Raw genomic sequence first — 24,222 nt, forward strand, 5'->3', positions numbered from 1 at the left:
CACAGGCGGCCCGGGGCGAGGGAGAAGACGGACGTGAAGGTCGGCTGCATCGGACTCGGAGACATCGCGCAGAAGGCGTATCTGCCGGTGCTCACCACCTTGCCGGGGGTTGAGCTGCATCTGCAGACCCGCACACCCGCGACGCTCCGACTGGTCGGGGACACGCACCACATCCCCGCCGAGCGTCGGCACACCGACCTGGACGCGCTGCTCGCGCAGGGGCTCGACGCGGCGTTCGTGCACGCGCCGACCGCCGTCCACCCCGAGATCGTGACGCGGCTGCTCGAAGCGGGGGTCGCCACCTATGTCGACAAGCCGCTGGCCTACGAACTCGCCGACTCGCAGGGCCTCGTGCGGCTGGCCGAGGAGCGCGGCGTCAGTCTCACCGTCGGCTTCAACCGCCGTCACGCGCCCGGTTACACGCAGTGCGCCGAACACCCCCGCGAGCTGATCCTGATGCAGAAGAACCGGATCGGGCTGCCCGAGGACCCGCGCACGCTCGTCCTCGACGACTTCATCCACGTCGTCGACACCCTGCGCTACCTCGTGCCCGGGCCCATCGACGACGTGTCGGTGCGCGCCCGGGTCGAGGACGGCCTGCTGCACCACGTGGTGCTCCAGCTCGGCGGGGACGGGTTCACGGCGATCGGCGTCATGAACCGGCTCAGCGGCTCGACCGAGGAGATCCTCGAGGTCTCCGGGCAGGACACCAAGCGCCAGGTCGTCAACCTCGCCGAAGTCATCGACCACAAGGGCCAGCCGACCGTGCGCCGCCGTGGCGACTGGGTATCGGTGGCCCGCCAGCGCGGCATCGAGCAGGTGGTCCTCGGCTTCCTCGACGGTGTGCGCGCGGGCAAGGTCCTCAGTGCCAAGGACGCGCTGGAGACGCATGTGCTGTGCGAGCAGGTCGTACGTGAGGTGCAGCGGTTCGCCGCCTGAACTGGCGGACGGCCTCCGACGCGCCCAGCAGGGCGAGCACGGTGACGGCCGCGTGCACCGGCCAGTCCCCGAACCGCACGTACAGCGTCGTGCCGTGCGCCGTCGGCACCTCGTAGACGCGGGCCGCGCTCGCCGACGTGCCGAGCCACGGACCGACGCGTGAACCGTCGGGGCCGTACACGGCCGACACCCCGGTCAGGGTCGCGTGCACCATCGGACGGCCCGTCTCGGCGGCCCGTACGGCCGCGAGCGACGCGTGCTGCTCGGGGGCCCAGCTGTGCTGGAACGTGGACGTGGAGGACTGCGCGAGCAGCACCTGCGCCCCGTCGCGCGTGAGCCGCCGTGTCATGTCGGGGAACGCCGACTCGAAGCACACGAGAGGGCCGATCCGCAGGTCGCTGTCCCGCGCGGACCGCGTGTCCATCACGACCTGCCGGGTCCCGCTCACCCGGTCCTCGCCCGCGGCCTTGCCGACCGACGTGGCCCAGCCGAGCAGGGCGCGCGCCGGGATGTACTCGCCGAAGGGGACGAGCCGCATCTTGTCGTAGCGCTGCCCCGTGAGGCCGTCCGGGCCCACCAGGACCGAGCTCTTGAAGATGCCGGGGGCGCCGCCGGGGGAGACGCGGCGCGCGTCCACGTTCACCAGGATGTCCGCGCCCACCTCGCGCGAGAGCGCCGCGATCCGGCGCGCCAGGTCCGGCCGCTGCGAGAAGTCGAAGCCGACGCTGCTCTCGCCCCAGACCACCAGGTCGACACCCCGCCCGGCCAGGCCGCGGGTCAGCTCCTCCTCCCGGTCGAAGCGCTTCTCGCCGCTGTCGGCGCCGCCTATGGGGCCCGGCTGGACGACGGCGACCCTGACCGGGCCGTCCGGCTCGGGCCGCGGGGCCCAGGCCCAGGAGACCGTCGTCACCGTGGCCGTCACCAGAAGCCCCGCCACCGCGGGCGTACGGGCGCTGCGCGCCACGAGGAGGACGGTGATCGCAGTGTTCACCGTTACGACGAGCAGGCTGACCAGCCACACCCCGCCCACCGACGCGACGCGCAGGGCGGGCTGCACCTGCCACTGGCTCGACCCGATGAGCCCCCACGGGCCGCCCAACCCCTGCCAGGACCTGACCAGTTCGACCATCAGCCACGCCGAAGGCACCGCGACCAGGGCGGCGGCCGCCTGCCCACGCGTGGGCGTGCCGCCGAGCAGCCGCCGCAGCAGCCTGCCCCAGGGCGCCCACAGCGCACCGAGCAGCGCCGCGATCACGACGGTGAACACATGCAGACTCGGCAGCAGCCAGTGGTGCACCGACAGCATGAACCCGAGTCCGCCGAGCCAGCCGTCGAGGGCCGCGCGGCGCGGCGTGGGGGCCGAGCGGGCCAGCAGCATCCACGGCACCAGCGCGACGTACGCCAGCCACCACAGCGACGGAGCCGGGAACGCGAGGGCGGGCAGCGCGCCCGCCGAAACGGCGGCGACACCACGCCACCAGGGGGACGCCGCGAGGCGGGGAGCGATGCCCTGCCACGACGCGGCGGGCGCCGTCCACGACGCCGGAACCGCCGACACCGGCCACGCCTGCGTCGTACTTGACGAGCGCGACCGACCATCCCCGCCCGACCCGTCCATGCGTCGCCTCCCTCGTCGTCCGACGCCCGGTACGTGCCTTCAGTGTGCGCGCCGGGGACGATCTTTGACAGTGGGCATCGGGGGCGGTCGCGTCAGCGCGTGGTGGCCGCCGCGGTGCCCTCCGTGCGGCGCCACTTCTCGTGCACCGTCACCCCACCCAGCCGCCAGCCGGAGCGCGTCCGCACGAGGGCGAAGGCGTAGCGGCCGCCGCACACGAAGTCGGGCGCGCCGGAGGGAGTGTCGGAGGGAGCCTTCGAGGGCGCATCGGCGGCGGTACCTGCGCCGTCACCGGCGAACCGCATCGGGTTGATGTAGTCGGCCTGCACGTCGGCCGTGTCGCCGGTGTCGTTGTCGAGGCGCCCGAAGCGCAGGCGCCGGTTGACGATCAGGTGCTGGCGCATCGGGAACAGCTCCATCGTCCGCGTCAGCCACTCGGTGATCTCGGCCGCGGTGCCCTCGATGCCGCCGGCCCGCCGGTAGTCGGCGCGCCCGTCCGGACTGAAGAGTCCGCGGTACGCCGTCCAGTCCCCGTCGTCCACGGACACCGCGTAGTCGGTGATCAGCTCCTCGATGGCGAGTCGGTCCATCACGGTGGCGAGTTCTACGCGCTGTGTCATTGAGTCAGTCTTGAGCACCGGAACCGCAGATCCAAGGGGCGCGACGGGGGAGACCGCGACAGTGATCATTGGTACCTTCTCGCCATGTCCTCAGAGAGCGCCTCACAGACCGCCGCCGACGACCTCGCGCACTCCGTGCGGCTCGCGCTGGACACCTTCGGCGGGGCGCCGGCCGCCGACTGGAGCGTCAGGGCCGGCTCGCTGGAGTGGGACTGCTGGGAGACGGCCGAGCATCTGGCCGACGACCTGTTCGCGTACGCGGCCCAACTCGGTCCGTCGAAGCCGCCGTTGGACACCGAGGTGCCGTTCGTCTGGACGCGCCGCAGTCCGGGCGGCCCCGCGAACGTCATCTTCGCGAACCGCGACGCAGGCCCCGCGGGACTGCTCCAGGTGATCGACGCGAGCGGCGCCCTGCTGGTCGCGATGGTGCGGACGGCCGCGCCCGAGACCCGCGCCCACCATGTGTTCGGCCTCTCGGACCCCGTGGGCTTCGGCGCGATGGGCGTCGTGGAGACCCTCGTCCACACGCAGGACATCGCCGAGGGCCTCGGCCTCGACTGGGCCCCGCCGGCCGGCCTATGTGCCAGGGCACTCGCCCGGCTGTTCCCCGACGCGCCGCAGGGCGACGACCCCTGGCGTACGTTGCTGTGGGCGACGGGGCGTGGTGAGCTGCCCGGCGTGGAGCGGCTCACGTCCTGGCGCTGGAACGCCGAAGTCCGTTGACAGGCAGATCGACAAGGCCGACCGGACTCAGTATTGACGGGGTGTCAGGCCGCGGCCTGGACGACCTCTGTACGGACCGCGATCGCCCACTCGGTGACGAGCCGTGCGTACTGAGCGCGCTGCTCGGTGGAGAGCCGGCCACCCGCGCGCAACCACAACCCGCGGATCTGCTCGTTGACTTCCTCGGCAGACCGCGCGGAACCCGAACACTCAAGCGGCATGCGGTAAGGCTAGGGTGCGTGCCGCCCACTGGGAACCCTAAGCGACGGAACATATTCGCCAAGTGATCGTAAACATCGATCAGTTGGCTGGCAGTCCCTGGCAAGGGCCGTCGGGGAGGGGCCGATCGTGCTCGGACCGGTCGGCGAAAAACCAGGTGGCAGCGTCGCGTCCCGTCACTACAGTTGCGGCATGCCCAGGTGCGAAGGAGCGGGTTACTTCCACTGTTAATGGGGTGGTCGCGGGTTCGAGTCCCGTCGTCGGCTTCGGGCCGGCGTAGCTCAGTCGGCAGAGCACCTTGTACCTGCACCGATCTTGATCTCTGGGCAGCACACGTCACGCACCTCCCGGTGCGCGGGCCCGCGGCTACTTCTTCTCATGAACGCACGCCGCGGGCCGACTTGATCTCGGGAGGCACCCAGCAGGGCCGCGCCCCGATTCGGCGTGCCCGCACGCGGTGCTTCCCCTCCGCAGAGAGGGGCCGCCTCATGGCACGCTTCAACACCCGCGGCACCCGCCCGGTGGGCCGGTCGCCGATCGCCACCGTGACGGGCGAGAGGGCGCGCACGCACGAGGGCGCGACCGGATACCTGCGCGACGCGCGCAGCGAACTTTTCCTGCTCTCCGTCTCGAACCTCGTCGCCACGAGCGCCTTCTACGAGTCCGCGGACGACCGCGACGACCGGTACAGCACCCTCGTACGGCAGCTCGCCGTCGAGGACCCGGAGTGGACCGCGGGCCTGCTCGGCTGGCTGCGCGGCGAGGGGAACATGCGGACCGCCGCGCTCGTCGGCGCCGCCGAGTTCGTCAAGGCCCGCATCGACGCGGGCGAGCCCGGCCACTCCCGTCAGGTCGTCGACAGCGTCCTCCAGCGCGCCGACGAGCCGGGCGAGCTGCTCGGCTACTGGACCTCGCGGTACGGGCGGCGCCTGCCGAAGCCGGTGAAGCGCGGCATCGCCGACGCCGTCCAGCGGCTCTACAACGAGCGCTCGCTCCTCAAGTACGACACCGACTCCAAGGGTTACCGGTTCGGTGACGTCCTCAATCTCGCGCACCCGGCGCCCGCCGCCGACAAGCCGTGGCAGGGCGACCTTTTCCAGCACGCCCTCGACCGCCGGCACGGCAACGCCGAGGAGATCCCGGAGCGGCTGCGTACCCTGCGCGCCCGCGAGCGGCTGATGCGCGTACCGGTGGAGGAGCGCCACGCGCTGCTCACCACGGACGCCGGCCGGCTCGCCGAGGCGGCCATGACCTGGGAGTCCCTGGCGGGGTGGCTGCAGCGGCCGATGGACGCGGCGGCGTGGGAGGCGGTCATCCCGTCCATGGGGCTGATGGCTCTCGCGCGGAACCTGCGCAACTTCGACGAGGCCGGTGTCTCGGACGAGGTCGCGGAGCGGGTGGCGGCGCGGTTCGCCGACCCGGAGGAGGTGCGCCGCTCGCGCATGTTCCCGTTCCGCTTCTGGGCCGCGTACAAGCACGCCCCGTCGCTGCGCTGGGGGCACGCTCTGGAGCGGGCGCTCGCGCACTCGCTGGCCGGTGTGCCCGCGCTGCCCGGCCGTTCGCTGATCCTGGTGGACCGGTCGCCGTCGATGTTTCCCGGCTGCGCATGGTCGACGCCGCACCGCTCGGACATCCCGCTCGCCGAGCAGGCGGCGGTGTTCGGAGCCGCGCTCGCGATGCGCGCGGAGCTGCCGACGCTCGTCGAGTTCGGGATGGAGAGCCGGCGTCTGGACTTCCGGAGGGGCGGCAGTGTGCTGCGGCTCGTCGAGAGGTTCGGGCAGATCTCAGGCACCGACATCCCGACCGCGGTGAAGAAGCACTTCTCCGGGCACGACCGTGTCGTCGTCGTCACCGACGAGCAGACCCGGCCCGGCTGGTTCCCGTCGAACGCCGAGGGCTTCGGCGGCATGGCCGAGACCGAGATCGACGCGCTCGTGCCGAGGGACGTGCCGGTCCACATGTGGAACATGGCCGGGTACAAGGTGGGCGCGACCCCTTCGGGCGGCGCGAACCGGCACGCGTTCGGCGGCCTCACGGACCAGGCGTTCCGCCTGATCCCGCTCGTCGAGCGGGGCGGCGACGCGCGCTGGCCGTGGGAGGCGCGGCCGAGGTAGGGAAGTGGCCCGGGGGTTGGCCCGTCCGGTGGAAGCCGGGCCGGTCAGCCCGCCGACTCCCCGGCGTGCGGGCTCAGGACACCCGCCGTCACCAGCGCGATCAGCACGATGCCGAGCAGGATCCGGTAGTAGACGAACGGCATGAAGCTCTTGGTCGAGATGAACTTCATGAACCAGGCGATGACCACGTACCCGACGCCGAAGGCGATGATCGTCGCGAAGACGGTCGGGCCCCAGGAGACGGACCCGTCGGCGCCGGCGTCCTTCAGCTCGAAGACCCCGGAGGCCAGGACCGCGGGGATCGCGAGGAGGAACGAGTAACGGGCCGCGGCCTCACGGGTGTACCCCATGAGGAGACCGCCGCTGATGGTCGCGCCGGAGCGCGAGACTCCGGGGATCAGGGCCATGGCCTGGCAGACGCCGTAGATCAGACCGTCCTTGACGCTCAGGTCCTTGAGGCCCTTGCGCTCCCGCACCGCTCGGTGCTTGCCGCCGACCTCGTCGCGCGCGGCGAGACGGTCCGCGATGCCGAGGACGATGCCCATCACGATGAGGGTCGTCGCGGTCAGCCGCAGATCGCGGAACGGGCCCTCGATCTGGTCCTTGAACGCGACACCGAGCACGCCGATCGGAATCGATCCCACGATCACGAGCCAGCCCATCTGCGCGTCGTGGTCGCTGCGCAGCGCCTTGTTCGTGAGGGAGCGGAACCACGCGGAGATGATCCGCGCGATGTCCTTGCGGAAGTAGATCACCACCGCCGTCTCCGTACCGAGCTGGGTGATCGCCGTGAACGCGGCTCCCGGGTCGTGCCAGCCCGCGAAGGCCGCGGTCAGCCGCAGATGCGCGCTCGACGAGATGGGCAGGAACTCGGTCAGCCCCTGGACGAGTCCGAGGATGAATGATTCGAACCAAGACATGAAGTTACGCGATCCAAGTGCTGACGTGAGCTGACCGCAGACGCGCAGGCCAGAGGCGGACACGGAGAAAGGAAGGACGGACGGGCGAGGCCGTACTGGTCAAGGGGTACGGAAATGGAAGGGCGCCCGCCGTGGGGCAGCGTAGCGCCCTTGTATGAAGAGACGACGACAGGGCCTCTCCACTCGGGGCGGCAGCTACGCCGCGGCCGGTCCCGCCTTGGTCCAGCCCGGGGCCTGCGGATGTGCGCTCAGGTCCTCGTGGCGGACGGCGTCGCCGCACGCGGCGCAGGTCACTACGGCGACCAGTTCGTTGCCGCAGGCGTGCTCGATCACCATCGGGCGGTCGCCGTCGTCGCGCAGATGGCGGTCGCCCCACGCCATGAGGGTCATGAGGGCCGGCTCCAGTTCGAGCCCCGCGGCGGTGGGCCGGTACTCGAAGCGCTGCGGGCGCTCCTGGTAGGCGACCTTCTTCAGGATTCCCGCGTCGACGAGACGGCGCAGACGCGTCGCGAGGATGTCGCGCGGCGCCCCGATGTTGCGCACCAGCTGGTCGAAGCGTCCGTTGCCGAGGCACACCTCGCGCAGGACCAGGAGCGAGTACTTCTCGCCGACCACGGCCAGCGTGTCGGCGATCGAGCAGGGGCGCGGGTCCTTGGCGGCGGGCATGCGCACCAGTGTAATCGAGGGTTTGCTTTTCCAACCTACGGGGTTATGGTGAGTTCAGTTTTCCTACTCACTGGTAATCGGCGCCGGGCGCCGACCCGTCGGCCAAGGAGGCCCGCACCATGCGTGACGCAGTCATCGTCGAAGCCGTACGCACCCCCGTCGGCAAGGGCAAGCCGAACGGGACGCTCGCACATGTCCACCCCGTCGAACTCCTCGCCCACACCCTGCGCACCCTCGTCGGGCGCGCCGGGATCGATCCCGCGCAGATCGACGACGTCATCGGCGGCACCGTCGACCAGGTCGCCGAGCAGGCCATGAACACCACCCGGTACGCCGTCCTGTCGGCGGGCTTCCCGGAGTCCGTGCCCGCCACGACCGTCGACCGCCAGTGCGGCTCGTCCCAGCAGGCCGTGCACTTCGCCGCGCAGGGCGTCATCTCCGGCGCCTACGACATGGTCATCGCCGGTGGCGTGGAGTCCATGAGCCGCGTACCGATGGGGTCGAACGTGACCGAGGGTGCCGACCCGTTCGGTCCCGGCGTCGCCGAGCGCTACCCGGAAGGTCTGGTCCCGCAGGGCATCAGCGCCGAGCTGATCGCCGCCAAGTGGTCACTGTCCCGCGAGACGATGGACGCCTACGCCGTCGAGTCGCACCGCAAGGCCGCCCAGGCCTGGGCGAACGGGCTCTTCGACGCCGAGGTCGCGCCCCTCGAAGGCATCACCCGCGACGAGTCCGTGCGCCCCGGCACCACCGCCGAGATCCTCGCCGGGCTCAAGCCCGCCTACTACGACCCGCACCTCGGCGAGCGCTTCCCGCAGATCGACTGGTCGGTGACCGCGGGCAACGCGAGCCCCATCAACGACGGGGCCTCCGCCGTCCTCATCACCACGAGCGAGAACGCAGCCCGGCTCGGCCTGCGCCCGCTCGCGCGTCTCCACAGCTTCGCCGTCACCGGCTCGGACCCGCTCCTGATGCTCACCGGCGTCATCCCCGCCACCGAGAAGGTGCTGCGCAAGGCGGGTCTCGAGCTGGGCGACATCGACCTGTTCGAGGTCAACGAAGCGTTCGCGGCCGTCGTCCTCGCCTGGCTCCAGGAGACCGGCGCCGACCCGGCGAAGCTGAACGTGCACGGCGGCGCCATCGCGCTCGGCCACCCGCTCGGCGCGAGCGGCACCCGTCTGATGACCACCCTGGTCCACGCGATGCGCGCCCGCGGCGCACGCTACGCACTCCAGACCATGTGCGAGGCGGGCGGGCTCGCCAACGCGACCGTCCTGGAAGCGCTCTGAATCTCTCCAGGGGCGCGTCAGCAGGGGAGCCGGTGGGCTTCCAGGGGTGTGTCAGCCGCGGAGGCGGTCGCGCTTGCACCACGCGACCACCGCACCCGCGAGGCCGGTCAGCGCGATGAAACCCATCGCGATCAGGAACGCGGGCGACGTCGGCGTCGAGGCCCTGGCCCCGGCGACGACGTAGGCCGCCGTGTTCGGGACCGAGCCGATCGCCGTGGCGAGAAGGAAGGGCGCCCAGCGCATGCGCGAGATCGCGGCGCAGTAGTTGGCCGCCCAGAACGGCACCCCCGGAAACGTCCGTGCCGCCAGCATCGACCGGAAGCCGTGCCGGCTGAGCTGCCCGTCGGCCGCCTTCAGCCAGCGGCCGCGAACGAGGGGCCGCAGCGCCTCCTGGCCGAGCACCCGGCCGAGCCCGAACGCCACCCCGGCGCCGAGCACCGTCCCACCGAGCGCCGCCAGAGTGCCGAGCTGCGAACCGAACAGCGCGCCCGCCGCGAGGTTGAGCAGCGGCCGGGGAACGAAGGCCACCGTGCACAGGCCGTACGCGACACCGAACAGGACGACCGCGGCGGCGCCGCTCATCCGGGGCGGCCAGCCGTCCGCGAGCAGTCTCTGCGGCTGGAAGAGCAACACCATCGCCCCGCCCGCGGCGAGCAGCACCACCAGGAGCGACAGCCGAGACCATGGAGACAGCAGAACTCTCGTGCAGCGCAGGACAAGGCCCGCCGGCCGGGCGGCGGCGAGTCCCTCGGGACGTGTCGCAACGGTGTCGGGCATCCGGGGAGACTAACCGACCGATATGTATGTGCGCCGTAGGGTTGTGTCGCATGACCGTCACAGTCCCGCGCAGCGCGCCGGCCGACACTCTGCTGGAGCGGCTCACCTCCGTGTACCCCACGGCGGCCGACCCCGAGCGGGCCGGGCAGATGCGCGCGTACATGAAGGACGTGGCCCCGTTTCTCGGTCTCACCACCCCCGTCCGCCGTGCGCTCTCACGCACCGTCCTGGCCGGGACCCCGCGCCCGAACGAGGCCGACTGCACCGCGCTCGCGCTGCGCTGCTGGGAGCTGCCCGAGCGCGAGTACGCGTACTTCGCGGTCGACTACCTGCGCCGCTACGTGGGCCGCTGTTCGTCCGGCTTCCTGCCCGTCGCCCGGCACCTGGTGTCAACGGTCCCGTGGTGGGACACCGTCGACCTGCTCGCCGCGCACGTCGTCGGCGCGCTCGTCGCGGCCGACCCGCGCCTTGAGAAGGACATGGACGCGTGGATCGAGGACGACGACCTGTGGATCGCCCGCACCGCGCTCCTGCACCAGCTCCGCCGCAAGGAGACGACCGACACGGAGCGCCTCTTCGGCTACTGCCTGCGCCAGGCCCCGCACCCCGACTTCTTCATCCGCAAGGCCATCGGCTGGTGCCTGCGTGAGTACGCGAAGACCGACCCCGATGCCGTACGTTCCTTCGTCGCCGCCCATCGGGACCGGCTCGCGCCTCTGTCCGTGCGTGAGGCCCTGAAGAACATCGGCCCCTGAACTCCCTTACGCCCCACGGGAGACAGGGCCGAGCGGCCCGCCGGAAAACCATTCGACCTGCGCCGTTCGGTAGGCAATGATCGGCGTCATGTTCCGGCACGCCTTCCCCGCAGCCACGTCCGCAGTCGCGGACGCTGCGAAGGCTGCCGTCTTCCTGGCCGCCGCAGCAGACGGCGCCCGAAGCTGACCCTCTCCGGACATTCCGGCGGACCCCGCAGGGGGAGGGTCGGTAGGACTCCGGGGTCCCCGCCTCATCAAGGAGGCCATCACACCCTGTTCCGTCGAGGAACACGTTCCGGGAGGAACCACCCAGTCATGCCCAAGACGGCATACGTGCGCACCAAGCCGCACCTCAACATCGGCACCATGGGCCACGTCGACCACGGCAAGACGACCCTCACCGCCGCCATCACCAAGGTCCTCGCCGAGCGCGGCGCCGGCACGTTCGTGCCCTTCGACCGCATCGACCGCGCCCCGGAGGAGGCCGCCCGCGGCATCACCATCAACATCGCGCACGTCGAGTACGAGACCGACACCCGCCACTACGCGCACGTCGACATGCCCGGCCACGCCGACTACGTCAAGAACATGGTCACCGGGGCCGCGCAGCTCGACGGGGCGATCCTCGTCGTCTCCGCGCTCGACGGGGTCATGCCGCAGACCGCCGAGCACGTCCTGCTCGCCCGCCAGGTCGGCGTCGACCACATCGTCGTCGCGCTGAACAAGGCGGACGCGGGGGACGAGGAGCTCACCGACCTCGTCGAGCTGGAGGTCCGCGAGCTGCTCTCCGCGCACGGGTACGGCGGCGACTCGGTCCCCGTGGTGCGGGTCTCCGGGCTCAAGGCCCTTGAGGGTGAGCCCCGTTGGACCGGGGCGATCGACGCGCTGCTCGACGCCGTGGACACGTATGTGCCCATGCCCGAGCGGTACGTGGACGCGCCGTTCCTGTTGTCGGTGGAGAACGTGCTCACCATCACCGGGCGCGGCACGGTCGTCACCGGGGCCGTCGAGCGCGGCAGGGTGCGTGTCGGCGACCGTGTCGAGATCTTCGGCGCGGACACCGACGCGGCGGCGACCGTGGTCACCGGCCTGGAGACCTTCGGCAAGCCCATGGAGGAGGCGCAGGCAGGGGACAACGTGGCGCTGCTGCTGCGCGGCGTGCCCCGCGACGGGGTCCGCCGCGGTGACGTCGTCGCGGCCCCCGCCAGCGTCAGCCCGAGCCGCCGCTTCACGGCCCAGGTGTACGTACTCTCGGCGGCCGAGGGCGGCCGGACGACACCGGTCGCCACCGGCTACCGGCCGCAGTTCTACCTGCGGACCGCGGACGTCGTCGGAGACGTCGACCTCGGCGAGACCGCCGTCGCCCGGCCCGGGGACACCGTCATGATGACGGTCGAGCTCGGCCGCGACATGCCCCTCGAGGCGGGGCTCGGCTTCGCGATCCGCGAGGGCGGGCGCACCGTCGGCGCGGGCACCGTCAGCTCCGTCGGCTGAACCGCACCGCCCGCCTCCCGCACCCCGCGGGAGGCGGGCGGTCGCACGTCGTCCACACTGGACGCCGGCGCCGGCAAGGAGGTCTCACGTGGCGGGCAGGGCACTCGTACTCGGGGGCGGCGGCCTCTCCGGCATCGGCTGGATCTGTGGAATCCTCCACGGCCTCGCCGAAGCAGGTGCTGATCTGTGGGACGCCGACACCGTGATCGGCACCTCCGCGGGCTCCGTCGTCGGCGCCCAGCTCACCTCCGGCAGACTCACCCCCGCCGAGCTGTACGAGCGCCAACTCGCCGCGCCCGTAGGGGAGATCCCCGGACATCTGAGTCCGGCCGCCACCCTCCGCCACGCCCGCGCCGCGCTCACCTCCCGTACCCCCGAGGACTTCGGCCGCAAGGCGGGGCACATCGCGCTGGCCGCCGACACCCCGGACGAGGCGACGCGCCGCGCGGTCATCGCGGGGCGGCTCGTCTCGCACAGCTGGCCCGAGCGGCCGTTCCTGGTGACGGCGGTACGGGCGACGACCGGCGAGTTCCGTGTCCTGGACCGGGGCAGCGGCGTCGGCCTGGTCGACGCCGTCGCGGCCAGCTGCGCCGTGCCGGGCGTCTGGCCGCCGGTCACGTTCGAGGACAGCCGCTGGATCGACGGCGGCGTCCGCTCCCCGGCCAACGCGCACCTCGCCGAAGGTCACGACCGCGTCGTGATCATCGCCCCGGTCGCAGCGGGCGGCGGCACCCTCGAATCGGCCCGCGCCCAGGCGGAACGCCTCACCGCGGGCGGGGCGAGGGTCACCCTCATCACCCCGAACCGCACCACCAGAAAGGCGATGGGCCACAACAGCCTCGACCCGACCCACCGTGCTCCCTCGGCCCGAGCCGGCCGGGATCAGGCGACGACGCATGTGGCGGGGGTGGCGGAGGTGTGGGGCTGAGGAAGGCGGTGGCGAATGTTGTGCGGCGTCCGATGCCCCGGCCGCCCGGCACAATGGACAGCGTGGATGAGCCGATACCCGTGACCAGGACCGTCGATCATGGCACCGCCAAGCTGATGCCCGACGTGGACCGGCGTCGGGCCTGGCTGCTCACGGTCGGCGGGGCGCCGCAGTCATACGTCGATCTGGACGCGCCGGAACACCTCGAATTCGAGTACGCGCGCCGGCTCGGCCATGTCCTCGACTGTGCGGACGAGCCCGGAAAGCCCCTCGACGTGCTGCATCTCGGGGGTGGCGCGCTGACCCTGCCGCGCTATGCGGCGGCGACGCGGCCCGGCTCACGTCAGGACGTGGTCGAGGCGGACCGCGGGCTGCTCGCCCTGGTCGCCGAGCATCTGCCCGTCCCCGACGGCGCCGGGATCACCGTCCACGGGGCCGACGCCCGCACCTGGCTGGAGTCGGCCGACGCCGACAGCGCCGACGTGCTCGTGGCGGACGTCTTCGGCGGCTCCCGCGTCCCGGCCCACCTGACCACCGTGGCGTACGCAGAGGCCGCCGAGCGGGTCCTGCGTCCCACGGGCGTCTACGCGGCGAACCTCGCCGACGGCACCCCCTTCGCCTTCCTCCGCTCCCAACTCGCCACGTTCTCAGCGGTGTTCGAGCATCTCGCGCTGATAGCGGAGCCCGCCGTGCTGCGCGGCAGGCGCTTCGGGAACACCGTCCTCGTGGCCTCCCACGAGGAACTCGACATCGCGGCGCTCGCCCGGCGCGCCGCGGCCGACGCGTTCCCGGCCCGCGTCGAGCACGGCCCTCAGCTGCGCCGCTTCACCGGCAGCGCGAAGCCCGTACGGGACGAGGACGCGGTGCCCTCACCCGAGCCGCCCGGCGGCTCCTTCGGGATCGGCTGAGACGGGCTCCGGCGTCGCGGGCTGCTGGTCGGCATCGGAGCGGCGCGTCAGCTGCCGTACCTCCGGCACGAACAGGACCGCGCCTGTCGCCACGACCACGAGCGCCGCACAGCCCCACAGCGCCGGGGACAGGCCGAAGGCGGCCTCCGCCGGACCCGCGAGCGCCGTGGCGACCGGCACCATCGCGACGGAGCCGAACCAGTCGTACGCGGAGACCCGGGACAGCTTGTCCTCCGGGATCTCCTGGTGCAGCGCCGTCATCCAGGAGACGCTGAACACCTCGATCGTCACACCGCTCACGAACATCACGCAGACGAGCACGGCGAGCGGCACAGGCACCGCGAGCGCCGCCGAGGGCAGCGCCAGCGGGAACACACACAGGGTCCCGGCGAGCAGCAGCCGCCGCGGCTTCCACCGCATCATCAGGAACGCCCCGGCGACGGTTCCGACGCCGAACGCGCCGAGGGCGAGTCCCCAGGGGCCCGGTCCGCCGAGGGAGTCGCGCGCGACGAGCGGGCCGAAGACCGCGTCGGCGGCGCCGACCACCGCGACCACGACGGAGAACTGCGCGACGACGCTCCACAGCCACGGCCGGCCGATGAACTCCTGCCAGCCGTCGCGCATATCGGCGAGGAGGCCCCCGCCGGGCTCGCGCGGCGCGATATGGCTGACGTCGAGGAACGAGCGCAGCGCCCCCGCGACGGCGAACGCCACCGCGTCCACGGCGAGCACCCAGCCGGGCCCGATGGCCGCGACCATCGCGCCGCCGAGCGCCGCGCCGCCCACGGCCGCGCCGGACATGGCCATCCGGAAGAGGGCGAAGGCGCGGCTGGCCTGGTCCCGGTCGACCGACGACATCAGCATGCCTTCGGCGGCGGGGTTGAAGAAGGCCTGCCCGGTGCCGCCCAGCGCGCTGAGCAGCATCATCTGCCAGAGCTCGGGCTTTCCGGTCAGGACGAGCAGCGCGAAGGCGCCCTGGGAGAGGAAGTTGAGCGCGTTGGCCGCGACCATCACGTGGTGTCGCGGCAGCCGGTCGGCGACGGCTCCGCCGACGAGCAGGAACAGGACGAGCGTCAGGGTGCGTGACGCGGCGACGAGGCCGACGTCCCCTCCGTCGCCCCCCGTCTCGAGCACCGCGAACGCGGACGCGATCAGCGCGCCGTTGCTGCCGAGGGTCGTCACGAACGCCGCCACCGCCAGCAGGCTGTAGTTGCGGCCCGCCCACGCGGGTCGGCGGGGTCTGAGCGGGGAGGCGGCGGGAGAGTTCACTGAGGGACTATCGCCGCAGCGGGTCCGACTTGCCAAACGAGATTCTTTCGGCCTCGCCGAATGTGATTGTTACTGGCGCGTCACCCCGATAGATTGATCATGAATTTCGTGGCATGTTCATGATAAATCTGACCCGGGAACCTAGTGGTTCTCGAGGAAAGGGATGAAATGCGGAAGTACTTCTCGTCTCTGCTGGCCGCGGCCGCGCTCGCCGGCGCCGCCGCACTCCCCGTCGTGACGGCGACGCCCGCTTCGGCGGCCGCGACCACGTGTGCGCCGGCCAGCCACGACTACACGGTCGCCGAGGAGAAGGTGCCGGTCCACTCCTCGATCTCCGCGAACGCGGCCGTGATCGGCTACGTGTACAAGAACAACTCGGTGCACGCCTACTGGGCCTGCACCAACAGCTCCGGCAACCCGTGGGTGTGTATCGGCAGTTGCAAGGTGACCGAGGACGCGATCTCCGGCCGGTGGGTCTACCGGAACTACCTGCGCTGATCGCATCGCGCCGCTGACAGCGTCCGGCCTGCCCTTCACCGGGCGGTCCGGACGCCGTGCTGTGTGCGGCTCAGTCCACGCTGGGGTCGCCCTGGAGGCGGACGGTGCTGAGGATCTTCTGCACCGTGGCGTCCGGGACCTCGTCCTTCACGCCCGTGGCGCCGTAGAACGTCCAGGAGACGAAGTCGCCCTGGGAGTTCTTGAAGGCGAACACGGTGGCCTTGCCGTCCGTGTCGCACTTGCCGGTCTTCGGTACGCCGGACGATGTAGTGGTCGCCACGCTGCCCTTGACGCCGGAAGCGGTCGTGAAGTCCTTCGGCTTACCGATCTTCAGGAGCTTCTTCGACGAGTCCTTCTGGTCGGTGTAGCCGCCGAACACCCACCACGCCGAGTCGTTGCGCGCGACGTCCTGGGTGTTCTTGGCGCCGTTCTGCCCCTTGGTGCCCGCCCCGGCGAGGGCGCTGCTGTCCTCAGTGCCGTCCTTGTCGTCGTCGGACGTGCACCACTTCTCCTTGAGGAACGCCGGTGCGGACATCGTGATGAGGGGCTTGGCGCCCTCGTCCTTCGCGTCGTCGAAGCCGGTGATCAGGCCGTCCGACTTGACGACCCAGTCGGCCGGTACGTCGAACGCGGTCCCGTACTTGGGGTTCACGACGACCTGCCAGCCCTCGATGGTGGCCTTCGGCGCGTTCGACGGGTCGCGCGGGTTCGCGGTTTCGCTCGCGTCGGCGCTGGGGTCCTTGGAGGCCGACTTCGTGGGGGACTTGGACGGCTTGGGGTCCGCCTTGTCCTCCTTGTCACCACCGAGAACGAGGAACCCGGTCACGCCCGCGGCGACCACGACGGCCGCGGCCGCGACGATCGCGGTGATCTTCGTCTTGTTGCCGCCGCCGTTGCCGCTCGGCGGCTGGGGAGCGCCGAGCGGGACGGTGGGAGCGCCCCACTGCCCGGGAGGCTGCTGCCCGGGCTGCTGCTGGTACGGATTGGGCTGCTGCTGGTAGCCCGGCTGCTGATAGGGGTTGGGCTGCTGCTGGTACCCCGGCTGCTGGTACGGATTCTGGTCCTGCGGGTTCTGCTCGCCCCCGGGCGGCTGCTGTCCTGGCCACATGGCGCACAACAATAGAGGTCCTGGCAGCCGCCGGCACCGTCGCCCTGTACCGGACGTGCAACGGTTCGCCGGCGGCCTCGTCACCGCGCCGCGTGTCAGGAGTCGCTGACGTCCACGAGCCGCACGGTGCTGAGGATCTTCCTGACCGTGGCGTCGGGTACTTCGCCCTTGACGCCCGTGGGCCCGAAGAACGACCAGGACGCGAAGTCGCCGTCGGCGTCCTTGAAGGCGAACACGGCGGCCTTGCCGTCGGAGGAGCACTTGCCGTGCTTCTTCTGCTTGACGCCCGTCGAAGAGGCGGTCACCAGGCTGCCGTTGAGGCCGGACGCGGTGGTGTACGACTCCGCCGGCTTCGTGGTGATGCTCTTCTTGTCGGGCTGCGAGTACGCGCCGTAGACCCACATCGTGGCGTCCTTGCTGGCGGCTTCCTCAGTGCTCTTGGCGCCGTTGTTGCCTCGCGACCCGGTCGCGCCGAGCGAGGACTCCTCCTCGTTGCCGTCCTTGTCGTCGTCGGAGACGCACCACTTCTCTTCGAGGAAGGCCGGGTTGCTCATGGCGATGAGCGGCTTCTCGCGCGGGTCGCCGTCCTTGGATACCCAGTTGACCCAGCCGTTCGACTTCACCAGCCAGGTGGAGGGAACGTCGAACGCCAGGCCGTGGTCGGTGTTCACCACGGTCTTCCAGCCACGCACGGTGGGCTCGACACCGCCGCCCGCGCGCGGGTTGCCGGTCGCGCTCGGCGCGGCCGCCGAGGACTTCGTGGGGCCCGGTCCGGCGTTGTCGTCCTTCTTGTCCTTGTCGCCGCCGAGGACGAGGACCCCGGTGACCACGGACGCGACGACGACCGCGGCGGCGGCCACCACGGCGATGAGAGCCGTCCGTCTGCGCTTCGGGGGTTCGGGTGACGGCTGGGGTGAACCGGCGGGCATCGTGGGCGCGTTCCAGACCTGCTGTCCGGGCGGCTGCGGATACGGGTTGGGCTGCTGGTACGGATTCGGTTGGCGGCCCTGCGGGTTCTGCTCGCCCCCGGGACCCTGCTCTCCTGGCCACATGGCGAGCAACCATAGAGCCACCGCCGGACCGAGGATGGCCAAGGTCGCTACTCGCGGGTAACATCACGCCGCATGAGCGCAGAACAGATGTCGATCGGCGAGATGCTCGCCGCCACCGTGCCGATGGCCAGGACCCTGAACATCGAATTCCTCGAGACCACCCCGGAGAAGGCCGTGGTGGCCCTGCCGGACCAGAACGAGTACCACAACCACGTCGGCGGCCCGCACGCCGGAGCGATGTTCACGCTCGGCGAGTCCGCGAGCGGCGCGATCGTCCTTGCCGCCTTCGGGGACCAGCTGTCGCGGGCGGTGCCGCTCGCCGTGCGCGCCGACATCGCGTACAAGAAGCTCGCCATGGGCCCCGTCACGGCGACGGCCACGCTCGGCCGCCCGGCCGCCGACGTGGTCGCCGAGCTCGACGCGGGGGAGCGCCCCGAGTTCCCGGTGACGGTCGCGATCCAGCGCGCCGACGGTGCGATCACGGGTGAGATGACAGTCGTCTGGACGCTGCGCCCCAACAGCTGAGCCGGACATCTCCGTTTCCCTTGACCGGGTAGGCTGCCCGGCGTGCGCACGCGGGGGAGTGCACGCCGGGCACACGCCCACCGACACGGGAGGAATCGGCGTTGCACGTCCAGGAGTGGCTCGACACGGTACCGGCGGTCGCCATCTATGCCCTGGTGGCCGGGGTCATCGGCCTCGAGAGCCTGGGCATCCCGCTGCCGGGAGAGATCGTCCTGGTCTCGGCGGCGCTGCTGTCCTCCCAGCACGGTGACGTCAACCCGATCATCCTGGGCGCCTGCGCCAGCGCGGGAGCCGTCATCGGCGACTCCATCGGATACGCCATCGGCCGCAAGGGCGGACGCCCCCTGCTGGCCTGGCTCGGCAAGAAGTTCCCGCGGCACTTCGGCGAGGCCCATGTCGCGACCGCCGAGCGCTCCTTCGAGAAGTGGGGCATGTGGGCGGTCTTCTTCGGCCGCTTCGTCGCCCTGCTGCGCATCTTCGCGGGCCCGCTCGCGGGTGTGCTGCACATGCCGTACTGGAAGTTCCTCATCGCGAACTTCCTCGGCGGTGTCATCTGGGCCGGCGGCACGACCGCCGTCATCTACTACATCGGCGTGGTCGCCGAGGACTGGCTCAAGCGGTTCTCGTACTACGGGCTCGGCGCGGCCGTGCTGATCGGCGTGGCCTCCATGCTGATCGTCAGGCGCAAGGCGAAGAAGACGGCGGCCGAGGCAGAGCCGGTCCCGGCCGCCGACTGACCAGGCCGGTCAGCTGTCCTCGTGCGCCGCGCGGTGGGCCTTCGCCAGCTCCACGTAGAGCGTGCCGTTCAGGGTGATGCCGGCCCGCTCCTCTTCGGTCAGCGGGCGCTTCACCTTGGCGGGGACGCCGGCTACGAGTGAGCCCGGCGGGACCTGCATTCCCTGCGGGACGAGGGCCTGGGCGGCGACCAGGGAACCGGCGCCGATCACCGCGCCGTTGAGGACCGTGGCGCCCATGCCGACGAGGCAGTCGTCCTCGACGGTGCAGCCGTGCAGGACCGCGTTGTGCCCGACGGAGACCCGCTCGCCGACCGTCACCGGGAAGCCGGGGTCGACATGCACCGTGCAGTTGTCCTGGATGTTGCTGTCGGCGCCGAGCACGATCGGGCCGCAGTCCGCGCGCAGCACCGCGCCGTACCAGACACTCGCCCCGGCGTGCAGGGTGACCTCGCCGATCACGACCGAGGTCGGCGCGGCGAACGCCTCCTCATCAAGCTCCGGATCCTTGCCGCCGATCCCGGTGATGAGTGCCTGCTGGCCCATCGCTCTGTCTCCTCTTCGGTCTTCCGTACAGCCTGTGCCGCGCCAGAGCGAACCGTACGGGACGGCCCCGAGCGGGTGCCGCGTGGGGCGAAGATCACAGGCCAGGGCTCTGCGCGGTGGCGTACGTCTGAGTAACGTGAGGCTGTGCCGAAGAACTGGAACGCGTTCTCATCCCGCGACTTCACCGGACGCCTCGCCCATCGCGCGGTGCAGGCGGGCTGGCGCCTGGCGCAGCGCGCGGGCGCGGTGACCGCGGCGCATCCCGGCCGCTACCGATTCGGGTCCCTCGGCCACGGCACCAAGCTGGCCTTCCCGCAGGGCACGGTCTTCGGCGAGCCCTGGATCCACCTCGGCGCGCACTGCATCATCGCTGAACAGGTCACCCTCACCGCGGGCCTGATGCCCGACCTCGACCTCGGCTCCGAGCCGATCCTGCGCCTGGGTGACGGCGTCGTCCTCGGCCGCGGCAGCCATGTCATCGCCGACACGACGGTGACGATCGGCAGCGACTGCTACTTCGGGCCGTACGTCTACGTGACCTCGACCAACCACTCGTACGACGACCCGCACCAGCCCATCGGCAAGCAGTGGCCGCGCATGGAGCCGGTGGAGATCGGGCCCGGCTGCTGGATCGGCACCGGCGCGGTGATCCTGCCCGGCGCGCGGATCGGCCGGAACGTCGTGGTCGCCGCCGGTGCCGTCGTGCGTGGCGAGGTGCCGGACCACGCGGTCGTGGCCGGGGCGCCCGCCCGGGTCGTCCGGAGCTGGGACGAGGAGAACGGGTGGCAGCCGCCGCTGCGCACGCCCGCCCCCGCCCCGATCCCCGAAGGCGTCACCCCCGAACAACTCCTCGCGCTCGCCGACCTGGAAGAGCTCGAAGAGGGCGTACAGCAGCCGGGCGCGAGCGCCTAGGGCCTTTCGTTCGGATCAGGCCCTAACCCGTCGCCAGCAGCACCGTGCCCACCAGTGCGAGGCCCGCCCCCGCGGCCTGTACCCCGCGCAGCCGCTCGCCGAGGAAACCGCGCGCGGCCAGCGCCGTCACCACGGGGTAGAGCGAGGCGAGCACGGCGGCCACGGTGACCGGGCCCTGCTGCGCGGCCATCGCGTACGTGCCGTTGGCCGCCACGTCGGCGAGGCCCACGAACGCCAGCGCCGGGAGCGCCGACCGGACGACCTTCATCCCGCCGTCCTCGGGAAGCGCCCGGCCGCCGCGCCGCACGGACACGTACAGGGCCGTGCCGCCCGCCGCCACATTCGTCACCCGCTGCACGAAGAGCGCCAGGAAGAGTCCCGTCACGGTGGTCGAGGCCTCCGCGATCAGGGCCATCACCGCGCCGAAGCCGAACGCCGCGAGCAGCGTGAGCAGGACGGCCTGGCGCTGTACGGGCGCGCCCCTGAACTGCGGACCGCCGGCCAGGATCACCCCTGCGACGGCCACGCCGATGCCCGCGAACTGGAGCAGCCCGGGACGCTCGCCGAGCACCAGGCCGACGGCCACGGGGACGGTGACGCCGAGCGAGCCGAGCGGCGAGACGACACCCATCGGGCCGAGGGCGAGGGCCTTGTAGAAGGCGAGCATGGCGACCGGGCCGACGAGACCGGCCGCGACCGCGAACCACAGCTGCGGACCCGCTTCGCTCCAGGCGCCGGTCGCGGCCACGATCGCGCCGAGCACCGTGACGGCGATGCCCTGCGAGACCACCACGACCGTGAGCGCCGGCGTTCGCCGGGTGAGGAGCCCTCCGCCGAAGTCGGCCAGGCCCCACATGAGGCTGGTGGCCAGGGCGAAGAGTGCTGTCATGGTCTGCCTCGCAGTACAGTGTGGTGAACATCGGTGAATGCTTTGTTGCACCACAGGTTAGTTCAATGAATTGAACTCTGTCATCCAGAATATTGGACGGAATGTGTCGGACCTCGATCTGCTGACCCAGTCCCTCGGCCGCAACGTCAAGCGCTGGCGCACCGAGCGGGGCTTCACCCTCGACGGTCTCGCCACCCGCGCCGGAGTCAGCCGCGGCATGCTCATCCAGATCGAGCAGGCCCGCACCAACCCCAGCATCGGCACCGTCGTCAAGATCGGTGACGCGCTCGGCATCAGCATCACCACCCTGCTCGACTACGAGCAGGGCCCGAAGGTCCGCATCGTCCCGCCCGAGCAGGCCGTACGCCTGTGGAGCACGGAAGGCGGCAGCTACAACCGCCTGCTCGCCGGGACCGAGGCCCCCGGCCCCCTGGAGATGTGGGACTGGCGCCTGGAGCCGGGCGACGGCAGCGGCTCCGACCCCCACCCCGCGGGCACGGTCGAGCTGCTCCATGTGACGGCCGGCGAGCTGACCCTGGTCGTGGACGGCGCCGAGTACCGCGTGCCCGCCGGATCCAGCGTCTCGTTCGAGGCCGACTCCTCGCACACGTACCGCAACGACGGCACCGAGGCGATGGAGATGACCATGGCCGTATCGGTGCCGCCCGTACGCTGAGACGCCCGACTCACCCGCCCCGGACGGCTGTTAGCGTGCCGACATGCGCGCACCCATCGGAAATTTCGACCGCGTCCGCCCCGCTCCCGAAGCGCTCGACCTGCTCACGGACCCGGTGGCCGACGCCGTACGCAACTGGCACGGCACGGTCCCGGCGGAGCAGCTGATCCATGTCGACACGGAGCCCGAGTGGGCGGACACGGCCACGTTCGTCGAGCACTACGGCCCCGAGCTGCTCCAGGACTCCGCGAACTGCGTCGTCGTCGCGGGCAAGCGCGGCGGTGAGACGACGCTCGCCGCCTGCCTGGTCCTCTCCGGCACCCGGGTCGACGTCAATGGCGTCGTACGGCGTCAACTGGGCGCCCGTAAGGCATCGTTCGCCCCGATGGAGACGGCCACCGGGGCCACCGGCATGGAGTACGGCGGCATCACCCCGATCGGGCTGCCCGCCGACTGGCCGCTCCTCGTGGACGCGGCGGTCGTCGACCGACCGCACGTCCTGATCGGCAGCGGGACGCGCCGCGGCAAGCTCATCGTGCCCGGCAAGGCGTTCCTCGACCTGCCCGGCGCGGTCGTCCTCGAAGGGCTCGGCGTGAACTGATCCGCCCGCCGGTGAACGAACCCGGAGGCCGCCGCGTCTGAGGAGCGGCTCCGCGCAGCGGCGCGGGGCAGGGCTGGAGAAGCGGGTGGGGCGAGGAATGAGAATCCGGACGGCGGCCGTGCTGGTGGCGGCGTTGGTGTCGCTGGTGTCCGTGGCGGCCTGCGACACGGGCACGCCGGTCCCCGAGGGCCTGGTGGTGACCGGATCCTCGCCGGCCGCCCCCTACCGCGGTCCGCTCAAGGCGAAGGCGCCCGACATCGACGGTGACGAGGACAACGTCCAGGGCGGGGGCGCCTCCGTCCTCGCCCTCGAATGCGCGGGCAAGCCGTACCAGGGCGGCAGCGGGGACGACGGCTGGGGCACGTCGGACGGCGCGGACTCGCCGGACCAGGCCCTGAGCGCGCTCGTGGCCGACGAGTTCTCCCGGTCCCTGCCGCGCCGCGGCTATCGCGTCGAGCGGGAGGCGGGCCGTCGCGTCCTGTACTCGTACGACGTCGGCGGCCGCACCCGCGTGGCCGTGATCGTCGCCAAGGACCTGCCGCGCAGGCCGGGTTGGGGTCTGGAGACGTATGCCCAGTGCGATCCGTCCGAGTTCGCCCGTCGGGACCGCGCGCACCTCGACATCCGGGTGTGGGCGGACCGCAAGGGGCGACCGGCCCCCGCGTCCGAGATCTTCAGCACGGCCGGCCCCGAGCACTGCGACTGGCAGTCGGCGGAGTTCCTCCACCTCGGAGACCGCCAGTACCTGCGGGACCCCGAACACTCGCTGCCCCGCGAGCTCCTGCACTCCTCGTACGGGCCGAAGACGCGGCTGCCCGAGGGGGCCATGGACACCGGATACCGCGACGGCCGGCGCCAACTGTGGCTCTCCGCCGACAAGTTGGACGCGTATGTGCGCACCGGGAGCGTTGTGGAGCGGTGGCCCGGGGCGATCGAGCCGATCGCGTGCAGGTGAGGACGGGGACGCTCAGGCCGGAGCGCCTCAGCCCAGGCGCGGGATCTCGATCGCCGGGCACGTGTCCATGACCATCGCGAGACCCGCCTCGCGCGTGCGGTCGTACGCCGCCTCGTCGATCACCCCGAGCTGGAACCAGACCGCTTCCGCGCCGATCGCGCGGGCCTCGTCGGCCACCTGGCCCGCGAGGTGGGAGTTGACGAAGACGTCGACCACGTCGACCTTGAACGGGATCTCGTCGAGGGACGCGTAGCCCTGCTCGCCGTGCACCGTTCCGGCCTTCGGGTGGACCGGGACGACGCGCTTGCCGAAGCGCTGGAGGACCTCGGCGACGCCGTACGCGGCGCGCGCCCTGTTCGAGGAGAGGCCCACGACCGCCCAGGTGTCACCGAGCTCCGTGAGGATCCTGCGGACCGTCTCCTGATCGCCGTACATGCGCTGCCTCCTGGGGTCGACGGGCGTTCTCCGGAGTCAACAGGGCGGTGCCCTG

The 24,222-nt window shown here is 71.6% G+C and carries 27 protein-coding genes; 15 read left to right on the forward strand and 12 right to left on the reverse strand.

Features of this window, described 5'->3' with window-relative positions; all coding sequences use genetic code 11:
* The first annotated feature begins 33 nt into the window (after window positions 1-33).
* Window positions 34-939, forward strand: coding sequence for a Gfo/Idh/MocA family protein (locus OG574_RS37595; protein WP_326776835.1), 906 nt, complete (start codon window positions 34-36; stop codon window positions 937-939).
* On the opposite strand, the gene lnt is transcribed toward OG574_RS37595, so the two are convergent.
* Window positions 863-2,497, reverse strand: coding sequence for an apolipoprotein N-acyltransferase (gene lnt / locus OG574_RS37600; RefSeq protein WP_442816868.1), 1,635 nt, complete (start codon window positions 2,495-2,497; stop codon window positions 863-865). The two genes, OG574_RS37595 and lnt, sit on opposite strands and share 77 nt — an antisense overlap.
* A 152-nt stretch (window positions 2,498-2,649) precedes the next feature.
* The gene (locus OG574_RS37605; RefSeq protein WP_326776836.1) at window positions 2,650-3,174 is read right to left on the reverse strand and encodes a nuclear transport factor 2 family protein; all 525 of its coding nucleotides are present in this window, start codon (window positions 3,172-3,174) and stop codon (window positions 2,650-2,652) included.
* 84 nt (window positions 3,175-3,258) lie between these two features.
* Here OG574_RS37605 and OG574_RS37610 point away from each other — a divergent pair, with 84 nt between their 5' ends.
* The gene (locus OG574_RS37610; protein WP_326776837.1) at window positions 3,259-3,897 is read left to right on the forward strand and encodes a maleylpyruvate isomerase N-terminal domain-containing protein; all 639 of its coding nucleotides are present in this window, start codon (window positions 3,259-3,261) and stop codon (window positions 3,895-3,897) included.
* A 44-nt stretch (window positions 3,898-3,941) separates the two neighbouring features.
* Here OG574_RS37610 and OG574_RS37615 read toward each other — a convergent pair whose 3' ends face one another.
* On the reverse strand, window positions 3,942-4,118 hold the full coding sequence (locus OG574_RS37615; protein WP_165914285.1) for a hypothetical protein: 177 nt from the start codon (window positions 4,116-4,118) through the stop codon (window positions 3,942-3,944).
* Between the two features lie 486 nt (window positions 4,119-4,604).
* Here OG574_RS37615 and OG574_RS37620 point away from each other — a divergent pair, with 486 nt between their 5' ends.
* The gene (locus tag OG574_RS37620; RefSeq protein WP_326776838.1) at window positions 4,605-6,230 is read left to right on the forward strand and encodes a TROVE domain-containing protein; all 1,626 of its coding nucleotides are present in this window, start codon (window positions 4,605-4,607) and stop codon (window positions 6,228-6,230) included.
* Window positions 6,231-6,274: 44 nt separating this feature from the next.
* On the opposite strand, the gene OG574_RS37625 is transcribed toward OG574_RS37620, so the two are convergent.
* The gene (locus OG574_RS37625) at window positions 6,275-7,150 is read right to left on the reverse strand and encodes an undecaprenyl-diphosphate phosphatase (RefSeq protein WP_326776839.1); all 876 of its coding nucleotides are present in this window, start codon (window positions 7,148-7,150) and stop codon (window positions 6,275-6,277) included.
* A 195-nt stretch (window positions 7,151-7,345) separates the two neighbouring features.
* Window positions 7,346-7,816, reverse strand: a complete 471-nt coding sequence (locus tag OG574_RS37630) for a winged helix-turn-helix transcriptional regulator (RefSeq protein ID WP_326776840.1) — start codon at window positions 7,814-7,816, stop codon at window positions 7,346-7,348.
* Between the two features lie 119 nt (window positions 7,817-7,935).
* On the opposite strand from OG574_RS37630, the gene OG574_RS37635 reads away from it, so the two are divergent.
* Window positions 7,936-9,105, forward strand: coding sequence for a thiolase family protein (locus tag OG574_RS37635; protein WP_326776841.1), 1,170 nt, complete (start codon window positions 7,936-7,938; stop codon window positions 9,103-9,105).
* Window positions 9,106-9,156: 51 nt separating this feature from the next.
* Here the strand turns inward: OG574_RS37635 and OG574_RS37640 are convergent, their stop codons facing one another.
* On the reverse strand, window positions 9,157-9,882 hold the full coding sequence (locus OG574_RS37640) for a TVP38/TMEM64 family protein (protein ID WP_326776842.1): 726 nt from the start codon (window positions 9,880-9,882) through the stop codon (window positions 9,157-9,159).
* A gap of 50 nt (window positions 9,883-9,932) precedes the next feature.
* On the opposite strand from OG574_RS37640, the gene OG574_RS37645 reads away from it, so the two are divergent.
* From OG574_RS37645 to OG574_RS37660, 4 genes are all read left to right on the forward strand, one after another.
* Window positions 9,933-10,637, forward strand: coding sequence for a DNA alkylation repair protein (locus tag OG574_RS37645; protein ID WP_326776843.1), 705 nt, complete (start codon window positions 9,933-9,935; stop codon window positions 10,635-10,637).
* A gap of 315 nt (window positions 10,638-10,952) precedes the next feature.
* Complete coding sequence (tuf, locus tag OG574_RS37650) at window positions 10,953-12,131, forward strand: elongation factor Tu (protein ID WP_326776844.1); 1,179 nt, start codon at window positions 10,953-10,955, stop codon at window positions 12,129-12,131.
* An 88-nt stretch (window positions 12,132-12,219) separates the two neighbouring features.
* A complete protein-coding gene (locus tag OG574_RS37655; protein ID WP_326776845.1) occupies window positions 12,220-13,059 on the forward strand; it encodes a patatin-like phospholipase family protein in 840 nt (279 codons plus the stop codon).
* A 62-nt stretch (window positions 13,060-13,121) separates the two neighbouring features.
* On the forward strand, window positions 13,122-13,967 hold the full coding sequence (locus OG574_RS37660; protein ID WP_326776846.1) for a spermidine synthase: 846 nt from the start codon (window positions 13,122-13,124) through the stop codon (window positions 13,965-13,967).
* Here the strand turns inward: OG574_RS37660 and OG574_RS37665 are convergent.
* Complete coding sequence (locus OG574_RS37665) at window positions 13,929-15,236, reverse strand: MFS transporter (RefSeq protein WP_326776847.1); 1,308 nt, start codon at window positions 15,234-15,236, stop codon at window positions 13,929-13,931. The genes OG574_RS37660 and OG574_RS37665 overlap by 39 nt on opposite strands.
* Before the next feature lie 168 nt (window positions 15,237-15,404).
* Between OG574_RS37665 and OG574_RS37670 the strand changes: the two genes are divergently transcribed.
* Complete coding sequence (locus OG574_RS37670) at window positions 15,405-15,734, forward strand: hypothetical protein (protein ID WP_100597595.1); 330 nt, start codon at window positions 15,405-15,407, stop codon at window positions 15,732-15,734.
* A gap of 70 nt (window positions 15,735-15,804) precedes the next feature.
* Here OG574_RS37670 and OG574_RS37675 read toward each other — a convergent pair whose 3' ends face one another.
* Together OG574_RS37675 and OG574_RS37680 are read right to left on the reverse strand one after the other, a co-directional pair.
* Window positions 15,805-16,842 carry a hypothetical protein gene (locus OG574_RS37675; protein ID WP_326776848.1) on the reverse strand — a complete coding sequence of 346 codons (1,038 nt, stop codon included), beginning with the start codon at window positions 16,840-16,842 and terminating at the stop codon, window positions 15,805-15,807.
* A gap of 95 nt (window positions 16,843-16,937) precedes the next feature.
* Entirely contained in the window at window positions 16,938-17,894 is a 957-nt protein-coding gene (locus OG574_RS37680; RefSeq protein ID WP_326776849.1) for a hypothetical protein, read from the reverse strand.
* An 87-nt stretch (window positions 17,895-17,981) separates the two neighbouring features.
* On the opposite strand from OG574_RS37680, the gene OG574_RS37685 reads away from it, so the two are divergent.
* Both OG574_RS37685 and OG574_RS37690 read left to right on the forward strand, forming a co-directional pair.
* The gene (locus OG574_RS37685) at window positions 17,982-18,419 is read left to right on the forward strand and encodes a DUF4442 domain-containing protein (protein ID WP_326778749.1); all 438 of its coding nucleotides are present in this window, start codon (window positions 17,982-17,984) and stop codon (window positions 18,417-18,419) included.
* Between the two features lie 101 nt (window positions 18,420-18,520).
* Window positions 18,521-19,156 (forward strand): DedA family protein, encoded by a 636-nt coding sequence (locus OG574_RS37690; RefSeq protein ID WP_326776850.1) that lies wholly within the window; start codon window positions 18,521-18,523, stop codon window positions 19,154-19,156.
* Window positions 19,157-19,165: 9 nt separating this feature from the next.
* On the opposite strand, the gene OG574_RS37695 is transcribed toward OG574_RS37690, so the two are convergent.
* Window positions 19,166-19,699 (reverse strand): gamma carbonic anhydrase family protein, encoded by a 534-nt coding sequence (locus tag OG574_RS37695; protein ID WP_100597590.1) that lies wholly within the window; start codon window positions 19,697-19,699, stop codon window positions 19,166-19,168.
* A gap of 144 nt (window positions 19,700-19,843) precedes the next feature.
* Here OG574_RS37695 and OG574_RS37700 point away from each other — a divergent pair, with 144 nt between their 5' ends.
* Entirely contained in the window at window positions 19,844-20,611 is a 768-nt protein-coding gene (locus tag OG574_RS37700; RefSeq protein WP_326776851.1) for an acyltransferase, read from the forward strand.
* A gap of 22 nt (window positions 20,612-20,633) precedes the next feature.
* Here the strand turns inward: OG574_RS37700 and OG574_RS37705 are convergent, their stop codons facing one another.
* Window positions 20,634-21,500, reverse strand: a complete 867-nt coding sequence (locus OG574_RS37705; protein WP_326776852.1) for a DMT family transporter — start codon at window positions 21,498-21,500, stop codon at window positions 20,634-20,636.
* A 103-nt stretch (window positions 21,501-21,603) separates the two neighbouring features.
* Here OG574_RS37705 and OG574_RS37710 point away from each other — a divergent pair, with 103 nt between their 5' ends.
* The 3 genes from OG574_RS37710 to OG574_RS37720 all read left to right on the forward strand — a co-directional run bounded on the left by OG574_RS37710 (window position 21,604) and on the right by OG574_RS37720 (window position 23,732).
* Window positions 21,604-22,176, forward strand: a complete 573-nt coding sequence (locus OG574_RS37710) for a helix-turn-helix domain-containing protein (RefSeq protein WP_100597587.1) — start codon at window positions 21,604-21,606, stop codon at window positions 22,174-22,176.
* Window positions 22,177-22,219: 43 nt separating this feature from the next.
* Window positions 22,220-22,777, forward strand: coding sequence for a YbaK/EbsC family protein (locus OG574_RS37715; RefSeq protein ID WP_326776853.1), 558 nt, complete (start codon window positions 22,220-22,222; stop codon window positions 22,775-22,777).
* A gap of 97 nt (window positions 22,778-22,874) precedes the next feature.
* Entirely contained in the window at window positions 22,875-23,732 is an 858-nt protein-coding gene (locus OG574_RS37720) for a hypothetical protein (RefSeq protein ID WP_326776854.1), read from the forward strand.
* A 27-nt stretch (window positions 23,733-23,759) separates the two neighbouring features.
* Here OG574_RS37720 and OG574_RS37725 read toward each other — a convergent pair whose 3' ends face one another.
* A complete protein-coding gene (locus tag OG574_RS37725) occupies window positions 23,760-24,167 on the reverse strand; it encodes a CoA-binding protein (RefSeq protein ID WP_100597584.1) in 408 nt (135 codons plus the stop codon).
* Window positions 24,168-24,222 lie beyond the last annotated feature (55 nt).

Source organism: Streptomyces sp. NBC_01445, assembly GCF_035918235.1.
GTDB lineage: Bacteria > Actinomycetota > Actinomycetes > Streptomycetales > Streptomycetaceae > Streptomyces.

What these genes read in the sequence shown, in the direction of transcription:
- OG574_RS37605 (WP_326776836.1), bottom strand. Translation starts at nt 3,174, where the DNA reads ATGACACAGCGCGTAGAACTCGCCACCGTGATGGACCGACTCGCCATC.
- OG574_RS37610 (WP_326776837.1), top strand. Translation starts at nt 3,259, where the DNA reads ATGTCCTCAGAGAGCGCCTCACAGACCGCCGCCGACGACCTCGCGCAC.
- OG574_RS37615 (WP_165914285.1), bottom strand. Translation starts at nt 4,118, where the DNA reads ATGCCGCTTGAGTGTTCGGGTTCCGCGCGGTCTGCCGAGGAAGTCAAC.
- OG574_RS37620 (WP_326776838.1), top strand. Translation starts at nt 4,605, where the DNA reads ATGGCACGCTTCAACACCCGCGGCACCCGCCCGGTGGGCCGGTCGCCG.
- OG574_RS37625 (WP_326776839.1), bottom strand. Translation starts at nt 7,150, where the DNA reads ATGTCTTGGTTCGAATCATTCATCCTCGGACTCGTCCAGGGGCTGACC.
- OG574_RS37630 (WP_326776840.1), bottom strand. Translation starts at nt 7,816, where the DNA reads ATGCCCGCCGCCAAGGACCCGCGCCCCTGCTCGATCGCCGACACGCTG.
- OG574_RS37635 (WP_326776841.1), top strand. Translation starts at nt 7,936, where the DNA reads ATGCGTGACGCAGTCATCGTCGAAGCCGTACGCACCCCCGTCGGCAAG.
- OG574_RS37640 (WP_326776842.1), bottom strand. Translation starts at nt 9,882, where the DNA reads ATGCCCGACACCGTTGCGACACGTCCCGAGGGACTCGCCGCCGCCCGG.
- OG574_RS37645 (WP_326776843.1), top strand. Translation starts at nt 9,933, where the DNA reads ATGACCGTCACAGTCCCGCGCAGCGCGCCGGCCGACACTCTGCTGGAG.
- tuf (WP_326776844.1), top strand. Translation starts at nt 10,953, where the DNA reads ATGCCCAAGACGGCATACGTGCGCACCAAGCCGCACCTCAACATCGGC.
- OG574_RS37670 (WP_100597595.1), top strand. Translation starts at nt 15,405, where the DNA reads ATGCGGAAGTACTTCTCGTCTCTGCTGGCCGCGGCCGCGCTCGCCGGC.
- OG574_RS37675 (WP_326776848.1), bottom strand. Translation starts at nt 16,842, where the DNA reads ATGTGGCCAGGACAGCAGCCGCCCGGGGGCGAGCAGAACCCGCAGGAC.
- OG574_RS37680 (WP_326776849.1), bottom strand. Translation starts at nt 17,894, where the DNA reads ATGTGGCCAGGAGAGCAGGGTCCCGGGGGCGAGCAGAACCCGCAGGGC.
- OG574_RS37685 (WP_326778749.1), top strand. Translation starts at nt 17,982, where the DNA reads ATGTCGATCGGCGAGATGCTCGCCGCCACCGTGCCGATGGCCAGGACC.
- OG574_RS37695 (WP_100597590.1), bottom strand. Translation starts at nt 19,699, where the DNA reads ATGGGCCAGCAGGCACTCATCACCGGGATCGGCGGCAAGGATCCGGAG.
- OG574_RS37705 (WP_326776852.1), bottom strand. Translation starts at nt 21,500, where the DNA reads ATGACAGCACTCTTCGCCCTGGCCACCAGCCTCATGTGGGGCCTGGCC.
- OG574_RS37715 (WP_326776853.1), top strand. Translation starts at nt 22,220, where the DNA reads ATGCGCGCACCCATCGGAAATTTCGACCGCGTCCGCCCCGCTCCCGAA.
- OG574_RS37720 (WP_326776854.1), top strand. Translation starts at nt 22,875, where the DNA reads ATGAGAATCCGGACGGCGGCCGTGCTGGTGGCGGCGTTGGTGTCGCTG.
- OG574_RS37725 (WP_100597584.1), bottom strand. Translation starts at nt 24,167, where the DNA reads ATGTACGGCGATCAGGAGACGGTCCGCAGGATCCTCACGGAGCTCGGT.